The organism is Sphingopyxis sp. L1A2A, from assembly GCF_005502465.1.
Classification (GTDB): Bacteria; Pseudomonadota; Alphaproteobacteria; order Sphingomonadales; family Sphingomonadaceae; genus Sphingopyxis.
In genome coordinates, this window is record NZ_SCOT01000004.1 from 197,501 (window position 1) to 213,245 (window position 15,745).

At 65.6% G+C, this 15,745-nt stretch carries 15 protein-coding genes and 1 pseudogene (1 of these 16 only partly in view); 5 read left to right on the top strand and 11 right to left on the bottom strand.

Translation table 11 applies throughout. The features are described from left to right. A protein-coding gene (locus FFS68_RS04695) for a lipopolysaccharide biosynthesis protein (protein ID WP_249340013.1) crosses the window boundary here: on the top strand, positions 1-110 show its final stretch. The gene continues 1,423 nt to the left of window position 1, outside the view; the window shows 110 of its 1,533 coding nt (coding positions 1,424-1,533); the start codon falls outside the window, past its left edge; the stop codon is at positions 108-110. Here the strand turns inward: FFS68_RS04695 and FFS68_RS04700 are convergent. Then, positions 95-520 carry a CBS domain-containing protein gene (locus FFS68_RS04700; protein ID WP_137752041.1) on the bottom strand — a complete coding sequence of 142 codons (426 nt, stop codon included), beginning with the start codon at positions 518-520 and terminating at the stop codon, positions 95-97. The genes FFS68_RS04695 and FFS68_RS04700 overlap by 16 nt on opposite strands. Before the next feature lie 126 nt (positions 521-646). Between FFS68_RS04700 and FFS68_RS04705 the strand changes: the two genes are divergently transcribed. Continuing rightward, positions 647-955, top strand: a complete 309-nt coding sequence (locus tag FFS68_RS04705) for a hypothetical protein (protein WP_137752042.1) — start codon at positions 647-649, stop codon at positions 953-955. Then, positions 945-1,337, top strand: coding sequence for an acyl-CoA thioesterase (locus tag FFS68_RS04710; protein ID WP_137752043.1), 393 nt, complete (start codon positions 945-947; stop codon positions 1,335-1,337). Before FFS68_RS04705 ends, FFS68_RS04710 begins: the two co-directional genes overlap by 11 nt. 55 nt (positions 1,338-1,392) lie before the next feature. On the opposite strand, the gene FFS68_RS04715 is transcribed toward FFS68_RS04710, so the two are convergent. The 6 genes from FFS68_RS04715 to hisS all read right to left on the bottom strand — a co-directional run bounded on the left by FFS68_RS04715 (position 1,393) and on the right by hisS (position 8,958). Then, positions 1,393-2,979, bottom strand: a complete 1,587-nt coding sequence (locus tag FFS68_RS04715; protein ID WP_171003740.1) for a hypothetical protein — start codon at positions 2,977-2,979, stop codon at positions 1,393-1,395. Positions 2,980-2,989: 10 nt separating this feature from the next. After that, on the bottom strand, positions 2,990-4,381 hold the full coding sequence (locus tag FFS68_RS04720; RefSeq protein ID WP_137752044.1) for a DUF4139 domain-containing protein: 1,392 nt from the start codon (positions 4,379-4,381) through the stop codon (positions 2,990-2,992). A 77-nt stretch (positions 4,382-4,458) separates the two neighbouring features. Next, positions 4,459-5,370, bottom strand: coding sequence for a DUF4167 domain-containing protein (locus FFS68_RS04725; protein WP_171003741.1), 912 nt, complete (start codon positions 5,368-5,370; stop codon positions 4,459-4,461). Positions 5,371-5,641: 271 nt separating this feature from the next. Then, a complete protein-coding gene (gene prmC, locus FFS68_RS04730; protein WP_249340014.1) occupies positions 5,642-6,493 on the bottom strand; it encodes a peptide chain release factor N(5)-glutamine methyltransferase in 852 nt (283 codons plus the stop codon). Next, positions 6,486-7,553 carry a peptide chain release factor 1 gene (gene prfA, locus FFS68_RS04735; protein WP_137752046.1) on the bottom strand — a complete coding sequence of 356 codons (1,068 nt, stop codon included), beginning with the start codon at positions 7,551-7,553 and terminating at the stop codon, positions 6,486-6,488. Before prfA ends, prmC begins: the two co-directional genes overlap by 8 nt. Positions 7,554-7,659: 106 nt before the next feature. Continuing rightward, complete coding sequence (gene hisS / locus FFS68_RS04745; RefSeq protein ID WP_137752047.1) at positions 7,660-8,958, bottom strand: histidine--tRNA ligase; 1,299 nt, start codon at positions 8,956-8,958, stop codon at positions 7,660-7,662. Positions 8,959-9,146: 188 nt separating this feature from the next. On the opposite strand from hisS, the gene FFS68_RS04750 reads away from it, so the two are divergent. Together FFS68_RS04750 and ppa are read left to right on the top strand one after the other, a co-directional pair. Further along, on the top strand, positions 9,147-11,072 hold the full coding sequence (locus tag FFS68_RS04750; protein ID WP_137752048.1) for a M61 family metallopeptidase: 1,926 nt from the start codon (positions 9,147-9,149) through the stop codon (positions 11,070-11,072). A gap of 154 nt (positions 11,073-11,226) precedes the next feature. Next, positions 11,227-11,763: an inorganic diphosphatase gene (gene ppa / locus FFS68_RS04755; RefSeq protein ID WP_137752049.1), complete on the top strand. Its 537-nt coding sequence runs from the start codon at positions 11,227-11,229 to the stop codon at positions 11,761-11,763. A gap of 94 nt (positions 11,764-11,857) precedes the next feature. Here ppa and FFS68_RS04760 read toward each other — a convergent pair whose 3' ends face one another. From FFS68_RS04760 to FFS68_RS04775, 4 genes and pseudogenes are all read right to left on the bottom strand, one after another. After that, positions 11,858-12,784 (bottom strand): mechanosensitive ion channel domain-containing protein, encoded by a 927-nt coding sequence (locus FFS68_RS04760; protein ID WP_249340015.1) that lies wholly within the window; start codon positions 12,782-12,784, stop codon positions 11,858-11,860. Continuing rightward, positions 12,781-13,974: a cystathionine beta-lyase gene (metC, locus tag FFS68_RS04765; protein WP_137752051.1), complete on the bottom strand. Its 1,194-nt coding sequence runs from the start codon at positions 13,972-13,974 to the stop codon at positions 12,781-12,783. The genes FFS68_RS04760 and metC overlap by 4 nt, the downstream gene beginning before the upstream one ends. Positions 13,975-14,064: 90 nt before the next feature. After that, positions 14,065-14,907 carry a 3-mercaptopyruvate sulfurtransferase gene (gene sseA, locus FFS68_RS04770; RefSeq protein ID WP_137752052.1) on the bottom strand — a complete coding sequence of 281 codons (843 nt, stop codon included), beginning with the start codon at positions 14,905-14,907 and terminating at the stop codon, positions 14,065-14,067. Positions 14,908-15,092: 185 nt separating this feature from the next. Next, a pseudogene (locus tag FFS68_RS04775) lies at positions 15,093-15,745 on the bottom strand (hypothetical protein); the annotation flags it as partial.

The following is a 15,745-nucleotide window of genomic DNA, read 5'->3' on the forward strand; positions in this document are numbered from 1 at the left end:
ATGGCGCTTTGCTCTGGCTGCTCGAACGGGAGGCGATCGCCGAGGTGACGCGGCTGGTCCTTCGCCGCCAACCACCCGCCGCAGAAGTCGCGGCTCAGGACGCGATATAGTCGCGCATCGCCGCGGCTTCGGCCTCGATGCGGTCGATCCGATATTTGACGAGATCGCCGATCGACACGAAACCGACGAGTCGGCCGCCTTCGACAACGGGCAAATGGCGGATGCGGCGCTGGGTCATTTGCGACAGCGCCCCCATGACCGCGGTTCCCGGTTCGCAGGTGATCGGCGATTTGGTCATCACCTCGTCGAGATGACGGTCGAGCGCTTCGGGGCCGTAGGAGGACATGAGCCGGACGAGGTCGCGTTCGGAAAAGATACCGACAATCGCATCGCCTTCCATCACCGGCACCGCGCCGATGCGATGCTGGGCCAGCAGGTCGAGCACGGCGCGCACCGTGTCTTCCTTGCGCGCTGAAATCACCGGGCCTGTGCGCCCGTGGAGGATCGCTCCGATCGTCATGCCTTGCCGCTCCCCATGTCGATTCTCTGGTTACAAAGTCTATCATGATTCGCGGCAAAGCCGAAACATCTGGCCGTATTCCAATTGCGCTTGGCCTGATCGCCGCGTTGGTTCATGGAAGCGCCCATGGTCAAACCCTCCCCGCTCGACAAGGACGCCACGTCAAAAGTCGCCTGGGCGCGCTATCGCCGCCTGATGCGCGGCATGGCGCTGGTGTCGCTGCTCGCCGTCGTCGGCGCGCTCGGTTGGCTGCGCTTCAGCATGGGCGACGCGCTTTCGATCCATATGATCATCGCGACCGCGGCGGGGGTCGGGCTGTCGGTGATGCTCGGCGCCGCGCTGATGGGGCTCGTCTTTCTGTCGAGCGGCAGCGGCCATGACGAGGCGATCGACGATCCTTTTGAAAATGATCCGGATATGAACCATGACCGATAACAATCCATCGGGCGCGACGCGCGACCCGATCCTGCGGGTCGTCCCCGCCCCCGCCGACATCAACAGCAATGGCCATATCTTTGGCGGCTGGGTCTTGAGCCAGATGGACATCGCCGGCGGCATCGTCGCCGCGCGCGTTGCGCAGGGGCCGACCGCGACGGTCGCGATCGAGGCGATGGAGTTCATCGCACCGATCCTGCTGCGCGACATCATTTCGGTCTATGCCCATCTCGAACGGCGCGGCCGGACGTCGATGGGCATCCGGATCGAGGTGATCGCGACGCGCGGCCGCGGGCAGGAAGCGGTCAAGGTGACCGGCGGGCTGTTCACTTTTGTGGCGCTCGACGATAATCACCGACCGCGCGCGCTACCGCCGGTCTGACCTAAAGTCCGACGACATTTGATCGGATCGAGATCATAACCGCAGCCCTCGCTCTCTAATCGCCTTTCAGTTTCTGGCGGAACGTCTGCACCAGACCGTCGTTGGCGGGCACCTGTACCCGCCAGACCCAGCTGCTGCCGCGGCGCTCCCATCCCTCGGGCGCCGGGTCGATCGCGAACGGGATCAGCATCTCGACCTCGGCAGCAAAGGGCCGCGCGTTGGTCAGCGTCACCTGCCAGGTTTGAAATTCCGCCTTGGCGTCGCGGTCCTGGACGACCGCGCGAAACTGCACCGCCGGGCTTTGGCCGATATCATAATCAACCCGCTCGTCCCTGGCCTTGTCGCCGATCGCCGCCTCGCCGACCAGCAGGCGCTGGCCGCCGATCGTCTCGAACACCGCGGCGGTCCCGGCGGGCAGCGCCAGCCCCAGCCCGTCCGCTTCGCGGTTCTGGACGCGCAGCCGCATCATCAGCGGCTGCGGCTGGCCGTTCTGGTACAGCGTCGCCGCATATAGCTGTTCGACCGCGACGCGATCCTTCGCCAGCAACGCCACCTGCTTCTGCCCCTTCGCCGACACATCGACACGGAACGGGATGCGATAGAATTTGAGGTCGCCCAGATCCTCGGCCGGGGGCGGTGGGGGTGGGGGTGGCGGCGCGATGGCGGGGCTGGGCGCGTACATCAGCATTTCACGCCGCGAGATGCGGGCACCGGTCACCACCACATCTTCGCGAGCGTCGCTGTCAAACGCCTCCTCGAACTCGATGATCGGTGGCAATTCCCACAAAGGATGGGTGCTGGTGATGTCCATCGGCCAGCATTTCAACACCAGCGGCCCCGGGGTGCCGCGCGGCAGCGGCGGGCTGTATATCTTGTTCAGCCGTCCGGCGATGACGTTAAGCTGGGCGCGCGGAAAGCTCGTCACGCCGCCATTGGCGACGGTGATCCACCCGGTCAGCCCCAATGTCTTGCCGTCAGGCCCGCGGTCGGCGACATAATTGGCCGCCCAGTCGAAGCCTTCGGCAAGATAGAGCAGCTGAACCGTCACCGTCCGCGCCGCCCGGCTTTCGACCAGCACCGACAGCGTTGGCTTGGCCGACAGATCTTTGGGCACTTGGCGATAAAGCATGCGTTCGGGCAGCCCCGAACAGGCGAGCGCCTCGAAGCCTCCTGCGGCATTTTGCACGATAACGCCGCCGTTCGGACCGGCCTGGATCACCGCCTCCTGCTCCGTCACCTTGCCGGTGGCGCGGTTGGTGCGGCGCAACGTCACGCTGCGTTTCAAATAGGCATCGACCAGCCCCGCTGGCGACAGCAGCCGCGCGTCGCGATTCTTTTCGATCACCCCGTCGGGCAGACCGCTGACCACCGCGGTTTCGGGCAGCAGCCCTTCGGCGACGCCCTCGAATCGCAGCACCGATATCCCGGCGGGCAAGGTGACGGTGCGCGTTTCGGTGATGAACGCAAAGCCCTGCGGCCAGCGGGGATTGATCGCCCCGCCGCCGCGGTTCGGGGCGCGATAGACAGTGACCGCCGCGTCGTCGATCTTCGCCGATACGACAATCGCCGGTTCGGCTTGGGCGAGCGCGGGCACCGGCGCCAGCAGCGCCGCGAGCCATGGCAGCAGGCGCGCGCCCCGCATCCCGCGCGCCTTAGTAACGGGTGTCGAAGGTGACGGTGACGTCGGCCTTGCCGTTGGCGGGCACCGGCACCCGCCATTCGACGCGGTCGGCCGATACGCGCTCGCCCTTCAGGCTTTCGTCGGAGATTCGCACGTCGCCATACAGCCCATCCTGCGCCAACAGCACCGTCACCGGCGCCGGACGCGCATTGGTCACGGTATATTTCATCCGCGTCACCCAGCGAGAATCGCCCTTGCGGGTGCGCGAGACGACCGTCGGCTGAACCTTCACGTCAAAGGCGTCGCCGGTGCGCAGCGACATCGCCGATCCCATCGGGGTGTGGCCGATGCTGTTTTCGCCGATGAACTGCGGGTCGCCGCGCGCGTCGCGCATATAGACGCGGATCGTCCCCGCGGGCAGCTGGTCGCCCAGCCCGCCCTGGCGCGAGGTCGAAAAGCGCAGCACGCTGGCGGTGCTCACCGCTTCGGTGCTGCTGCCCAACCAGCGGTTGACATATTCATAGGTCGATTGCGCGGGCGCGCCCTTCACGTCGAGGAAACTCACCTGCTTTTGCTGGGCGTTGGCAATCGTCGTGCGCGCGGCAAGCGGATACAGATAATAGTCGCCAAGCCGTTCGCGGTCGTTGCTTTCCGTCCCCGCCGAATCCATCGCGCCGGTCATCTGGCGAAAGCCGCCGCCCCCGCCCGGATTGCCCGCAACCAACAAAGTGCGCGCATTGGCAAAGGTCGTGCCGGTGCTGTTGGTCAGCGTCACCCAGCCCTGAATATCCATCGCGCCCTTTGCCGCATCGAACAGCGCCACATAGTCGGCGGTCCAGCCGAGGTTGGGGGTGAGATAGGACAGCCGGGTCGGAACCGTCCCGGCACTGGCGGCATCGACCGTCACCGACAGCGTCGGGCGGGCGCGCAGATTGGGCGGCAGGCGGTCGAACACCGCGCGCACCGGCAGGCCGTCGTCGCGTAGCACCTCGATCCGTTCGCCCACCTGCAACACGATGCCGCCGTTCGCCGCGAGCACCTTCGCGCGTTCGGTGCGTTCGGCGCCGGTCGCGGGGTTGGTCCGGATCAGCGTGATCGACTGGCCGACCGCCTTGTCCATCAATTTGTCGGGGGTGAGCAGGTCGAAATCGAAATTCTGTTCGACGATGGCGATGCCCGGACCCGACAGCGTCACCGTTTCGGGGCGGATACGCGCCGACACGTCGGGAAATTCGATGCGGTTGCGCCCGGCCGCGACGCTGAGCTGGCGCTCGTCCTGCACCAGCGATTGGCCGTTATTATAGATGGTGACGGCGACGTCGCCCTGGGCATTGGCCGGGGCGCCATCCTGCGCCGCGGCGGGAACGGCCGCCCATGCGCCAGCGACGACAATCGCCCTGCAAGTCCTTGCCAAAGCGCGCATAAAAAAGCCTCCCCGCAGATCATTCCGCGGGGAGGCTATGTCATACGCCGGTCAATGACCAGCGCGAAGATGTACCTTTACTCGGCAGCTTCGACGCCGGGGCTACGCGTCGCCAGCGTGCGGCGGGCGCGGCGCGGCTTGGCGGCCGGAGCATCCTCGCCACCGTCGCTATCGGTATCGGCGTCGGCGCTGCGTTCGGGGCGGCCGATCGCGGGCGGCAGCACGGCGGTGTCGATGCCGGCGTTGCCGCCATCATCGTTGCCGTCGGCCTCTACGGCGCGCGGGCGGCGCGGGGCGCGGCGGCCGGTGCGCGGCGCGGGCGCTTCGTCGGCGACGGTTTCGACGATGTTCGTTTCGGTATCGTCGCCATCGCTGCCCCGGACGTCGCTGCGGCTTTCATCGCGGTCGCGGCGCGGGCGGTCCTGCGGCTGGCGGTTACCGCGATTGTCGTCGTCACGGTCGCTGCGCGTGTCGCGATTGCCGCGCGGTTCGCGCTGGCTGCGCTCGGACCGGTCGTTGCGGTCGCCACGATCATTGCGATCGTTCCGCTCACCGCGGTCACTGCGATCATTGCGCTCGCCACGATCGCTGTCGCCATTATCGTCGCGGTCGGCGTCCATATCCAGATCGCTGTCGTCATGGCCGTCGAAATCTTCGACGCCGCGGATTTCGCGCTGGCGATCCTGCCCGCGATCCTGGCCGTTCTGCGCGTTCTTTTCTTCCTGACGGATGCGGAAATCGCTCACGACGCGGAAATAATGATCGGCGAACTGGAGGTAATATTCGGTCTGGACCCGGTCCCCGGCCAGCTGCGCATCGCGCGCCAGGTTGCGGTATTTCTCGATCATCTGGGCGCCGTTGCCGCGCGCCCGGCTGTCGATACGGTTCGCCTGATCAACCCCACCGCGGCCGCCCGATTGCGGGCGGTTATTGCTGTTGCTGTTGTTATTGTTGCGGCCGCGACGGCGACCGCTTTGCCGGTTGTTCATGTTCAACTGAGACATCCTGTCGAAAAGCTAAATAAGCTATGCCAACCCCTTTTGGCCGACCGCGCCATTTGCGCGTCGTGCCCGCGCTTCTCACGCGGCTCTTGCCCTTTACCGCTCGTCTGGACCGAAGCCCGGCACGAACATCGTAAGTGGGAAGCAGATCCGCCGGACCAGTATCGATGCTGTGCATCGCCAAAGGTACCCCAGTCGGGTCTGTGACTGGCCCCTAACCCGCTTTGCGGCGAAAACCAAGCAATATTTGCGGGGCGGGTCAGGCGCGGGTCAGCAAAAGCGCCCGGTCGCGGCCGCCCAGGTCCTGGCGGCAGGCGACGGCAAATCCTTCGGTTTCAGCGAGTTCTCTGACTAACATATGCTGGGTCGACCCTATTTCAAGGATCGCGATGCCGCCGGGGGCCAGCAGGCGCGGGAGTTCGGGGATGATACGGCGGTAATCGTCGAGCCCGTCGGCACCGGCAAACAGCGCGCCCGCGGGTTCATGCTCGGCGACATCGGGCATCAGCGCCTCCGCGTCGCCGATATAGGGCGGGTTGCACAGGATGAGGTCGAACGGGCCGTCGATGCCGCCGGTCCAGTCGCCCGATTGAAAGGCTGTGCGACCGGCCATGCCCAGCTCCTCGGCATTGTCGCGCGCATAGGCCAGCGCCTGTTCGGACATATCGACGCCCAACCCCGTCGCCGCCGGAAACTCGCTGAGCACCGCGAGCAGCAATGTCCCCGGCCCGGTGCCAAGATCGAGCACCCGCGACGGCCACCCCACCCCGCGTTCGCGCGCGAGGTCGAGGCATGCTTCGACCAATGTTTCGCTGTCGGGCCGCGGGATCAGCACCCCCGGCCCGACCGCGATCCGCAGCGTCCAGAAATCGCGATAACCGACGATATAAGCGATCGGCTCATACGCCATCCGGCGCGCGACCAGATGCGCGTAGATTTCGGGCACGTCGTACCGCGCCGGATCGAGCAACACATCCTGCCGCTCGACCCCCAGCGCATGCGCCATCAGCAGTTCGGCATCGAGCCGCGGGGTATCGCTGATTGCCGTGAGTAGGTTCGTGGCGGTGCGGAGCGACTCGGCCACCCCCGCAAACGTGGCAGGCTCAGTCACCCAGCCCCGCCAGCCGCTGCGCCTGATCCTCGGCGATCAGTGCGTCGATCAGTTCGTCCATCGCGCCCTCGATGATTTCGGGCAGGCGGTGAAGCGTCAGGTTGATCCGGTGGTCGGTCACGCGGCCCTGCGGGAAATTATAGGTGCGGATGCGTTCGGAGCGGTCGCCCGACCCGACCATCGACTTGCGCGCCGACGCCTCGGCGTCGTGGATCTTCGCGCGCTCCAGATCATAGAGCCGCGCGCGCAGCACCTGCATCGCTTTCGCACGGTTCTTGTGCTGGCTGCGCTGGTCCTGCTGGATCACGACTAGGCCCGATGGGATATGCGTGATGCGGATCGCCGAATCGGTCGTGTTGACGTGCTGACCGCCCGCCCCCGACGCGCGGTAGATGTCGATCTTGAGGTCGCTGTCGTTGATCGCGACGTCAACCTCCTCGGCCTCGGGCAGCACCGCAACGGTCGCGGCGCTGGTGTGGATGCGGCCCTGGCTTTCGGTCGCGGGAACACGCTGAACGCGGTGGACGCCGCTTTCAAATTTCAGCCGCGCGAACACCCCCTGCCCCGACACCGACGCGACGACTTCCTTATAGCCGCCCATTTCGGCCTCGTTCGCCGAGATGATCTCGACCTTCCACCCCTGCCCGTCGGCAAAGCGGCTGTACATCCGCAGCAGATCGCCCGCGAACAGCGCCGCCTCGTCGCCGCCGGTCCCGGCGCGGATTTCGAGCATCGCGGCGCGTTCGTCGGCGACGTCCTTGGGCAGCAGCTTGATCGCAAGGTCATGCTCGGCGGCGGGCAGCGCGCCTTCGACCGCGGCGATTTCTTCGGCGGCCATCGCCTTCATTTCGGGATCGGCGAGCATTTCGTTCAGCGAGGTCAGTTCGCCGCGCAGCCGCACGACTTCGCGCGCCGCGGTTGCGACGGGTTCGAGCTCGGCAAATTCCTTCGACGCGGCGACAAAGTCGGCGGGCGCCATGTCGCCCGTCGCCATGCGCGCCTGCAGCGCGGCATGGCGTTCTATGATGGCGTCGATCTGGCGTTCGGATACGTTGGGCATCTACTCACTGTCGTTTCAATTCTTCGTCATCCCGGACTTGATCCGGGATCCATGACCGCCGGTGCCGTCTGGACCCCGGATCAAGTCCGGGGTGACGAGGTGGGGGCTACTTCTGGTCGTCGTCACCTTCCAGTTCCGAATATTCTGACGGCAGCTTCCCCAGTATCTCCAGCAATCGGCTCGTCCCTTCATCACCCTTTCGCGTCACTTCCGTGAGGTGGAGACGGCGATTGGGCCTCTCATCCTCGCGAACGTAAAGGAGTGCACCGACGCCTTGCGCCTTGGCCTTTTCAGCCTGCTTCTTGCTGTTTCCCTTGAAGATCGAAAGCACCGGTTGGCCAGCCGAGCGAAGATGCTGTTCAATCCTACGCGCCTCCTCAAGGCGGCTCGGATTGTCCGCGATAACGGCAATTACTTCATCGCTCGAGGATTCTTCGAGCAACATCGCCAGCCGCTCGATCCCCGCCGCCCAACCGACCGCCGCCGTGGGCGGACCACCCAGCGCCTCTATCAACCCGTCGTAGCGCCCGCCGCCCAGCACGGTACCCTGCGCGCCCAGCCGGTCGGTAACGAATTCAAACGCGGTATGGCGATAATAATCGAGCCCGCGCACCAGCCGCGCATTGCGTTCCCATGCGACGCCCGCGGCATCGAGCCCCGACGTGACTGCGCCAAAGAAATCCTGCGCCTCGCCGGTCAGAAACGCGTCGATGTCGGGAGCGCTATCGGCGATCGGGCGGTCTTTGGGATCCTTGCTGTCCAATATCCGCAGCGGGTTTTTGTCGAGCCGCGCGAGGCTGTCTTCGGACAGGTCACCGCGGTGCGCCTCGAAATGCTCGACCAGCGCCGCGCGCCAGGCATCGCGGCTCGTCGCATCGCCGAGCGTGTTGAGGGTCAAGGTCACGCCCTCGGCGATCCCCAATTCCTTGAGCAGCTGATCGGCGAACACCAGCAGTTCGGCATCGGCGAGCGGGCTGTCGCTGCCCAGCACTTCTGCATCAAGCTGATGAAACTGACGATACCGCCCCTTTTGCGGGCGTTCGTAACGGAACAACGGCCCGTGCGTCGCGACCTTCAGCGGCGCATACTGCTGCCAGCCGTTGGTGATATACGCCCGCGCGATCCCCGCGGTGAATTCGGGGCGCAGCGTGATCGATTCGCCGCCGCGATCCTCGAACGAATACATTTCCTTCGACACGACGTCGGTGGTTTCGCCGAGCGAGCGCGCAAACACCGCGGTCGGCTCGATCACCGGCACCTCGATGCGCTTGTAGCCGTAAAGGCGGCGCACCCGCTCGAACGTATCGACGACATGCGCAAAGCGGTCGGCGAAATCGCCCAGCATGTCCTGGGTACCGCGCACGGCCTGCGGCGTCGCGATCTTGGCGGATTTATCCTTGCTCATGGGCGCGCCTCTAAACCAAGTTCGGGCCTATTCAAACAGCCTTCGTTTTCCCGTCATTGCGAGCGGAGCGAAGCAATCTCATGCCCTCGACCTTGCGTGACGCCGATAGCTGGAGATCGCCACGGGGCTACGCCCCTCGCGATGACGAGATGTGGACGGCAGGGGGCGCGCTGTGGCAGAAACACGCCATGAAAAAACAACTGCTCGTCGCCGCCGCCCTGATCGCCGCCATCCCCGCCGCCTTCGCCCAGACCGGCAACAGCCGCCCGCAACCGGTGGTCCAGCCGCTGACCATCCCGCTGCCCGCCGACAAACCCTATCCGGGCATGATGCAGCTCAAGGTCGACGCCACCGACGTCGCGCGCGGGATTTTCCATGTCCGCCAGACGATCCCGGTCGCCCGGCCCGGCAAGCTGACCCTGCTCTATCCCGAATGGCTGCCCGGCAAGCACGCCCCGCGCGGCGCGATTGCCGAAGTGGCCGGGTTCACGGCAGCCGCGGGCGGCAAGCCGCTCGCCTGGACGCGCCAGCCGACCGATGTCTATGCGTTCGACATCGATGTTCCCGCGGGGGTGAAAAACATCGACATTGCGTTCGATTTCCTGTCGCCGACCCGGACGAGCGAGGGCCGCGTTGTCGTCACCCCGGCGATGATGAACCTGCAATGGGAACAGGTCAGCCTGTACCCGGCGGGATATTTCACCCGCAACATCCCGGTGCAGCTCGAGGTCATCCTGCCCGACGGATGGACGGGCGCCGCGGCGCTCGACGGGCTGAAGGTCGCGGGCAATCGCTACAGCTTTGCCCCGACCAATTACGAGGTGCTGGTCGACAGCCCGATGTTCGCGGGCAAATATTTCCGCAAATGGAATCTGGGCCAGAATGTCACGCTGAACGTCGTCGCCGACGAGGCCAAATATCTCGACGCGAGCCCCGACCATATCGCGCGCCACGCGGCGCTGGTGTCGGAGGCGGTAGCGCTGTTCGGGGTCCGTCATTTCGACCGCTACGAATTTCTGCTCGCGCTGACCGACGAACTGGGCGGGATCGGGCTGGAGCATCACCGGAGCAGCGAAAATAGCCGCAATCGCGACTATTTCACCGAATGGGACGAGAATGACAGCGAGCGCGGGCTGCTGCCGCACGAGCTGGTCCACAGCTGGAACGGCAAATATCGCCGCCCCGACAAATTATGGACCCCCGATTATCGCACCCCGATGCAGGACAATCTGCTGTGGGTCTATGAAGGCCAGACGAGCTATTGGGATCTGGTCCTCGCCGGTCGGTCGGGCATCCAGTCGAAGGAGATGATCCTGGCCGAATGGGCGACCAATGCCGGTTTCTTCAGCGCGCAGGCGGGACGCACGTGGCGATCGGTCGAGGATACGACGCTGGACCCGATCATCGGGGCGCGCAAACCCAAACCTTTTGCCAGCTGGTCGCGCGGCGAGGATTATTACAATGAAGGGTCGCTGACCTGGCTCGAGGCCGACCTGCTGATCCGCCAGGCGACGAACGATGCCAAAAGCCTCGACGATTTCGCGCGCGCCTTTTTCGGCGGCCGCGAGGGCGATTGGGGGCAGGACACTTATGATTTCGACGATGTCGTGGCGGCGCTGAACGCGGTGCATCCCGATGACTGGGCGGGGTTCCTGCGCCTACGACTGCAAACCCCCGGACAGGCCGCCCCCGTCGCCGGGATCGAGCGCGCGGGATACCGGCTGGCGTGGCGCGACGCGCCGAATGTGTACGACCGTGACCGCATGGCGCAGGCGAAGAATTATGACCTGACCCATTCGCTGGGGATGACGATCGACAAGGATGGGGTCGCGGGCGCGATCCTGTGGGATGGCCCGGCGTTCAAGGCCGACATCGTCAATGGCACCAAGATCGTCGCGGTCGATGGCACGAGTTACAGCAAAGACCGGCTGGAGGCCGCGATCCGCGCCGCGGCCGACGGCAAGACGCCGGTGCGGCTGCTGGTCGAACGCGGCGGCCGGTATCGCCAGATCGACATCGCTTATCACGGCGGGCTGCGCTGGCCGCACCTCGAAAAGGTCGGCAGCGGGCCCGACTGGTTCGATCGGCTGTTGGCGCCGCGCCGCACACTCTAGGTGCTTTGGAATTCCGTTCGCATCGAGCGAAGTCGAGATGCCCCTAATTCGTTCACCCGCGATGGGTGTCTCGACTTCGCTCGACACGAACGGCTAAGGGGCGCCCGACTCATAAAAACACGCGACTCATAAAACAAAAGGACTCCACTCTCCCATGCGCATCGACCTGATCCCCGCCGGCGACAGCCCGCCCGACAGCCTGAATGTCCTGATCGAAGTGCCGATCGGCGGCGAGCCGGTGAAATATGAATTCGACAAGGCGTCGGGCGCGCTGTTCGTCGATCGTTTCCTCCACACCCCGATGCGCTACCCTGCCAACTACGGTTTCGTGCCGCACACGCTGGGCGAGGATGGCGATCCGCTCGACGCGCTCGTCGTCGCGCGGTCGCCGATCGTCGCGGGCGCAGTGGTCAAATGCCGCCCGATCGGCGTGCTGTTGATGGAAGACGACGCCGGCGGCGACGAAAAATTGCTGTGCGTCCCGGTCAACAAGACCTTCCCTTATTATTCGGACGTCGCGAGCTACAAGGATATGCCGCCGATCGTGCTGCAGCAGATCGAGCATTTCTTCACCCACTATAAAGACCTGGAGCCCGGAAAATGGGCAAAGCTCAACGGTTGGGGCGATGTCGATGAAGCCAAGCGCATCATCGTCGAGTGCATCGAGCGCGCGAAGAAGGTGGGGTTCTAACAGGCGCCGTCATTGCGAGGAGCGAAGCGACGCGGCAATCCAGCGTGTGCGTAAACCGCCCTGGATTGCTTCGCTTCGCTCGCAATGACGAGCTTCAGGACGAAGGCTCGTCGTCGTCTGCCAACATCCGCACGTCGGTCCGCGGGAACGGAATCCGGATCCCCGCCTCCTTGAACCGGTCCCAGATGCCGAGGAACACCTCGCCCTGGATATTGCCCAGTCCCGCCTCGGGGTCGGAAATCCAGATGCGCAGTTCATGCTCGACCGCGCGTTCGCCAAACGCCGTGATCCACACTGCCGGTTCGGGTTCGTTCAGGATGCGCGGGTTCGTTTTGGCCGTCTCGATGATCAGCCGCTGCGCCAGGCGCAAGTCGGCGTCATAAGGCACCGGAATACGCATCCGAACCCGCACCTCGGGGCTGGCATAGCTCCAGTTTTCGACCGCCTGCGTCATCAGCAATTCGTTCGGGATCAGATGCTTTTTGCCGTCGCGGGTGACGACATTGACCGCGCGCACCCCGATCCTGGCGACGCGTCCCACATTGGGCACGCCGTTCAACGTCGCCGACCCGCCCATGCTGCTGCCGTCGCCCACGACGATGATGTCGCCGGGCTTGATCGAGCGGTCCATCAGCAGGATGATTCCGGCGATCAGATTGCCGACGGTCTTTTGCAGCCCGAAACCAATTGCGAGGCCCGCGGCGCCCGAAAACACTGCCAGTGCCGTCAGATCGATGCCGAGCAGGTCGATACCGAACAGCATCGCAAAGACGAACAGCGCGATCGCGATCAGCTTTTCGGTGAGCAGCCGCTGCGTCTGGTCGATATGGGTGTTGCGGCGGAGCAGCCATTTGGTCGCGCGCATGACGATTTTGACGGCCACATAGAGCAGGACCGCGACGACGATCGTCGAAAACAGGCTGTAGAGTGACAAGCGGTAGGCGCCGACGTCGAGCCCGATCGCCTTCATCGCGACCACCATTCCGTCGAACCCCTCGCGCAGATTGGCTGCGGCGCTCATATCGCCGCGAATCCGCGTGTCAGATCGGCGATCAGGTCGGCGGGATCTTCGAGTCCGATCGACAGACGGACGAGCGGATCGGGGTCGCTCCATGGCGTCGCGGTGCGGATCGGGTCGCTCGGCACCACCAGACTTTCATAACCGCCCCAGCTGAACCCGATGCCGAACAGCGTCAGCGCGTCGATAAAGCGGGCGCGCGCCGCGGCATCGGCGCCCTTCAGGGTAAAGCCGAACAGCCCGCTGGTGCCGGCAAAGTCGCGCGACCAGATCGCATGCCCCCGATCACCCGGCAGCGCGGGGTGGAGGACACGGCCCACGTCCGCCCGCGCGGCGAGCCACTTCGCGACCGTCAGGCCATTTTCGCCATGCCGCGCCATCCGCACGTCGAGCGTCCTCAGCCCGCGCAGCACGAACGCGCAATCGTCAGGCGACACCGCCTGCCCCAGTTGATACGCCGCGCCTCGCAGCCGCGGCCACACCGCTTTCGTCGCCGTCAGCGATCCCATCATCGCGTCGCTGTGGCCGCCGACATATTTGGTCAGGCTCATCATCGCGACATCGACGCCGTGCGCCAGCGCGGGAAACAGCAAAGGCGTCGCCCAGGTGTTGTCGAGCATCGTCAGCACCCCGCGGTCGCGCGCGACCTGGGTGATCGCGGGAATATCCTGCACTTCAAAGGTCAGGCTGCCCGGCGATTCGAGAAAAATCAGCTTGGTTTGCGGGGTGATGAGGTCCGCGATGCCTGCGCCGATCAGCGGATCATAATAAGTGATGACGACGCCGTAGCGCGCGAGCAGCCCGTTGCAGAACGCGCGGGTCGGTTCATAGGCGCTGTCGACCATCAGCAAACGATCGCCGGGCGCCAGCAGCGCGAGCAGCCCCGCCGAATTGGCCGCGACCCCCGAGGGGTAGAGCAAAGTGCCCGCCGCGCCCGGCTCCATATCGGTCAGCGCGTCGGCGAGCGCCCACACCGTCGGCGTTCCGCGGCGCCCGTAATACAGCTTGTCGTGCGTCGCATGGCCGCGCGCCGCGAGGTCGGCCATATTATCGTAGAGGATCGTCGAGGCGCGCCACACCGGCGGATTGACAACACTGCCGCCCAGCCGCGGGTCGCCGGTCCACTCGGGCCGCCGGCCGCCCTGTACCAACCTGGTCGCGGGGCGAAGGTTCTCGTCGTCGCTTTTGCTCATCCCCGCTGTGTTAGCGGAGCCATGGGCAAAATCCAGTGGCTGCCGATTTTACCGTCGCCCCCGCAAAGCCAGGGGCGACGTCATTCACTTTCAAGCCGCGCCGGTCGCCTTCGGCGTCGCGGGGTCGGCGCCCCATTCGGTCCAGCTGCCGTCGTAGACTGCGACATCGTTCTTGCCGAGCAGGTGCGCGCCAAAGGCGACGACGGTTGCGGTCATGCCGCTGCCGCAGGTGGTCACGAGCGGCTTGTCGAGATCAACCCCGGCGGCGTCGAACGCGGCCTTCAGATCGTCACCCTGTTTCCAGGTGCCGTCGGCGTTGAACAACGCGCTGTGCGGCAGGCTGCGCGAATGCGGGATATGGCCCGGCGCGACGCCCGGGCGCGGGTCGCGGTCTTCGCCGGTGAAGCGCGCCGCGGGTCGGGCATCGACGACCTGTTCGGCGCCGCTGTCGACATTCGCCAGCATCTGATCCTTGGTCCGCACCGCCTTGGCATCGCGCCAGACGGTGAAGTGACGGTGGCGCAGCGTCTGCTTGCCCATTTCGAGCGCGCGGCCCTCGGCCTTCCACTTTGCCAATCCGCCATCGAGCAGCGCGACATCATGCGCGCCAAACAATTTGAGCAGCCACCAGCCCCGCGCCGCGCTTTTCAGCGGGCTGTCGTCATAGAGCACGATGCGGCTGCCATCGCCGAGGCCGAGCGACTGCATGCGGCTGGCGAATTTTTCGGCCTGCGGCGCCATATTGTCGACGTCGCTCGCCGGATCGGTCAGTTCGGCCAGGTCCATGAAGACCGCGCCGGGGATATGCCCCGCCTCATATTCGGCGCGCGCGTTGCGGCCGGCGTCATCCAGGAATTTCGTCGCGTCGACGATCCGCAGGTCCGAAGCCCCGAGTTCGCGTTCCAGCCAGTCGGTTGAGACCAAGGCGTCCATGTCATGCTCCTGTTGCGACCGATCGGAACCTTTGTCTGTCCCTTCGCCGGCCATCCTGCTCTGTTCTTTCCGGGGAGGACAAGCCTATGCCCCGCCGTACCCTTTTTCAAGCGCGGTGGCGCTGTGCCTCAGCCAATGCTGCGCTGCAACAAAAAAGCTGCGCTTTTGTGGCGCGATGGGCGAAACTATTGGCTGCGCTTGACCGCGGTCGCGCGGGCGCCAGGCCGATCGACCAGATAAGAGGCGCGATCGAGCGGCAGCGGCGCAAGTTTGTCGCTCCCACTTGTGCCATGTTCGCGGCCGATGACGAAGCTGCCGGCATTCTGGCCAAAGGCATCGCCTTCGCCGTCCCAGTGATAGGTGACATCGAACGCGATGACCGGGACGAGCATCGGCTTGCCGCCGATCATCAGCGGCTCGATCGTCGCGCGCGGCAGCATGACTTCGGTCGACAGCTCCTCGCCGGCCCCGACCGCCAGGACCATGTCGTCGCGCAGCACGCTGCCCCCCGCGCCGTCAAAGAAGCGGCCGAGCACCGCCTCGGGCATCGCCGATCCCTGGTTCAGCGCAATACGGACCATCAACCCGGTCGCCGGCAGGCTGCCCTGATTGATCAGGTTGAGCGCGAAGCCCACCGCCACATGGTCGGGCGCGAAACGGATGCTGCGAATGTCGACCGCCATGCCCACCAGCGCGCGCTGTTCGCCCGCGGCGCGGGTGACGAGCGGCGCGGCGGGGCGCGGTTCGCTGAGCGGCATGGGCGCCGCCGGAGCCGCGGCGCGCGGCGCGGGTTGCGGGGCGGGCGGCGGCGTGACAGGGCGCGAGGGCGGGGTTGCGG

What these genes read in the sequence shown, in the direction of transcription:
- FFS68_RS04700 (WP_137752041.1), bottom strand. Translation starts at nt 520, where the DNA reads ATGACGATCGGAGCGATCCTCCACGGGCGCACAGGCCCGGTGATTTCA.
- FFS68_RS04705 (WP_137752042.1), top strand. Translation starts at nt 647, where the DNA reads ATGGTCAAACCCTCCCCGCTCGACAAGGACGCCACGTCAAAAGTCGCC.
- FFS68_RS04710 (WP_137752043.1), top strand. Translation starts at nt 945, where the DNA reads ATGACCGATAACAATCCATCGGGCGCGACGCGCGACCCGATCCTGCGG.
- FFS68_RS04715 (WP_171003740.1), bottom strand. Translation starts at nt 2,979, where the DNA reads ATGCGGGGCGCGCGCCTGCTGCCATGGCTCGCGGCGCTGCTGGCGCCG.
- FFS68_RS04720 (WP_137752044.1), bottom strand. Translation starts at nt 4,381, where the DNA reads ATGCGCGCTTTGGCAAGGACTTGCAGGGCGATTGTCGTCGCTGGCGCA.
- FFS68_RS04725 (WP_171003741.1), bottom strand. Translation starts at nt 5,370, where the DNA reads ATGAACAACCGGCAAAGCGGTCGCCGTCGCGGCCGCAACAATAACAAC.
- prfA (WP_137752046.1), bottom strand. Translation starts at nt 7,553, where the DNA reads ATGCCCAACGTATCCGAACGCCAGATCGACGCCATCATAGAACGCCAT.
- hisS (WP_137752047.1), bottom strand. Translation starts at nt 8,958, where the DNA reads ATGAGCAAGGATAAATCCGCCAAGATCGCGACGCCGCAGGCCGTGCGC.
- FFS68_RS04750 (WP_137752048.1), top strand. Translation starts at nt 9,147, where the DNA reads ATGAAAAAACAACTGCTCGTCGCCGCCGCCCTGATCGCCGCCATCCCC.
- ppa (WP_137752049.1), top strand. Translation starts at nt 11,227, where the DNA reads ATGCGCATCGACCTGATCCCCGCCGGCGACAGCCCGCCCGACAGCCTG.
- FFS68_RS04760 (WP_249340015.1), bottom strand. Translation starts at nt 12,784, where the DNA reads ATGAGCGCCGCAGCCAATCTGCGCGAGGGGTTCGACGGAATGGTGGTC.
- metC (WP_137752051.1), bottom strand. Translation starts at nt 13,974, where the DNA reads ATGAGCAAAAGCGACGACGAGAACCTTCGCCCCGCGACCAGGTTGGTA.
- sseA (WP_137752052.1), bottom strand. Translation starts at nt 14,907, where the DNA reads ATGGACGCCTTGGTCTCAACCGACTGGCTGGAACGCGAACTCGGGGCT.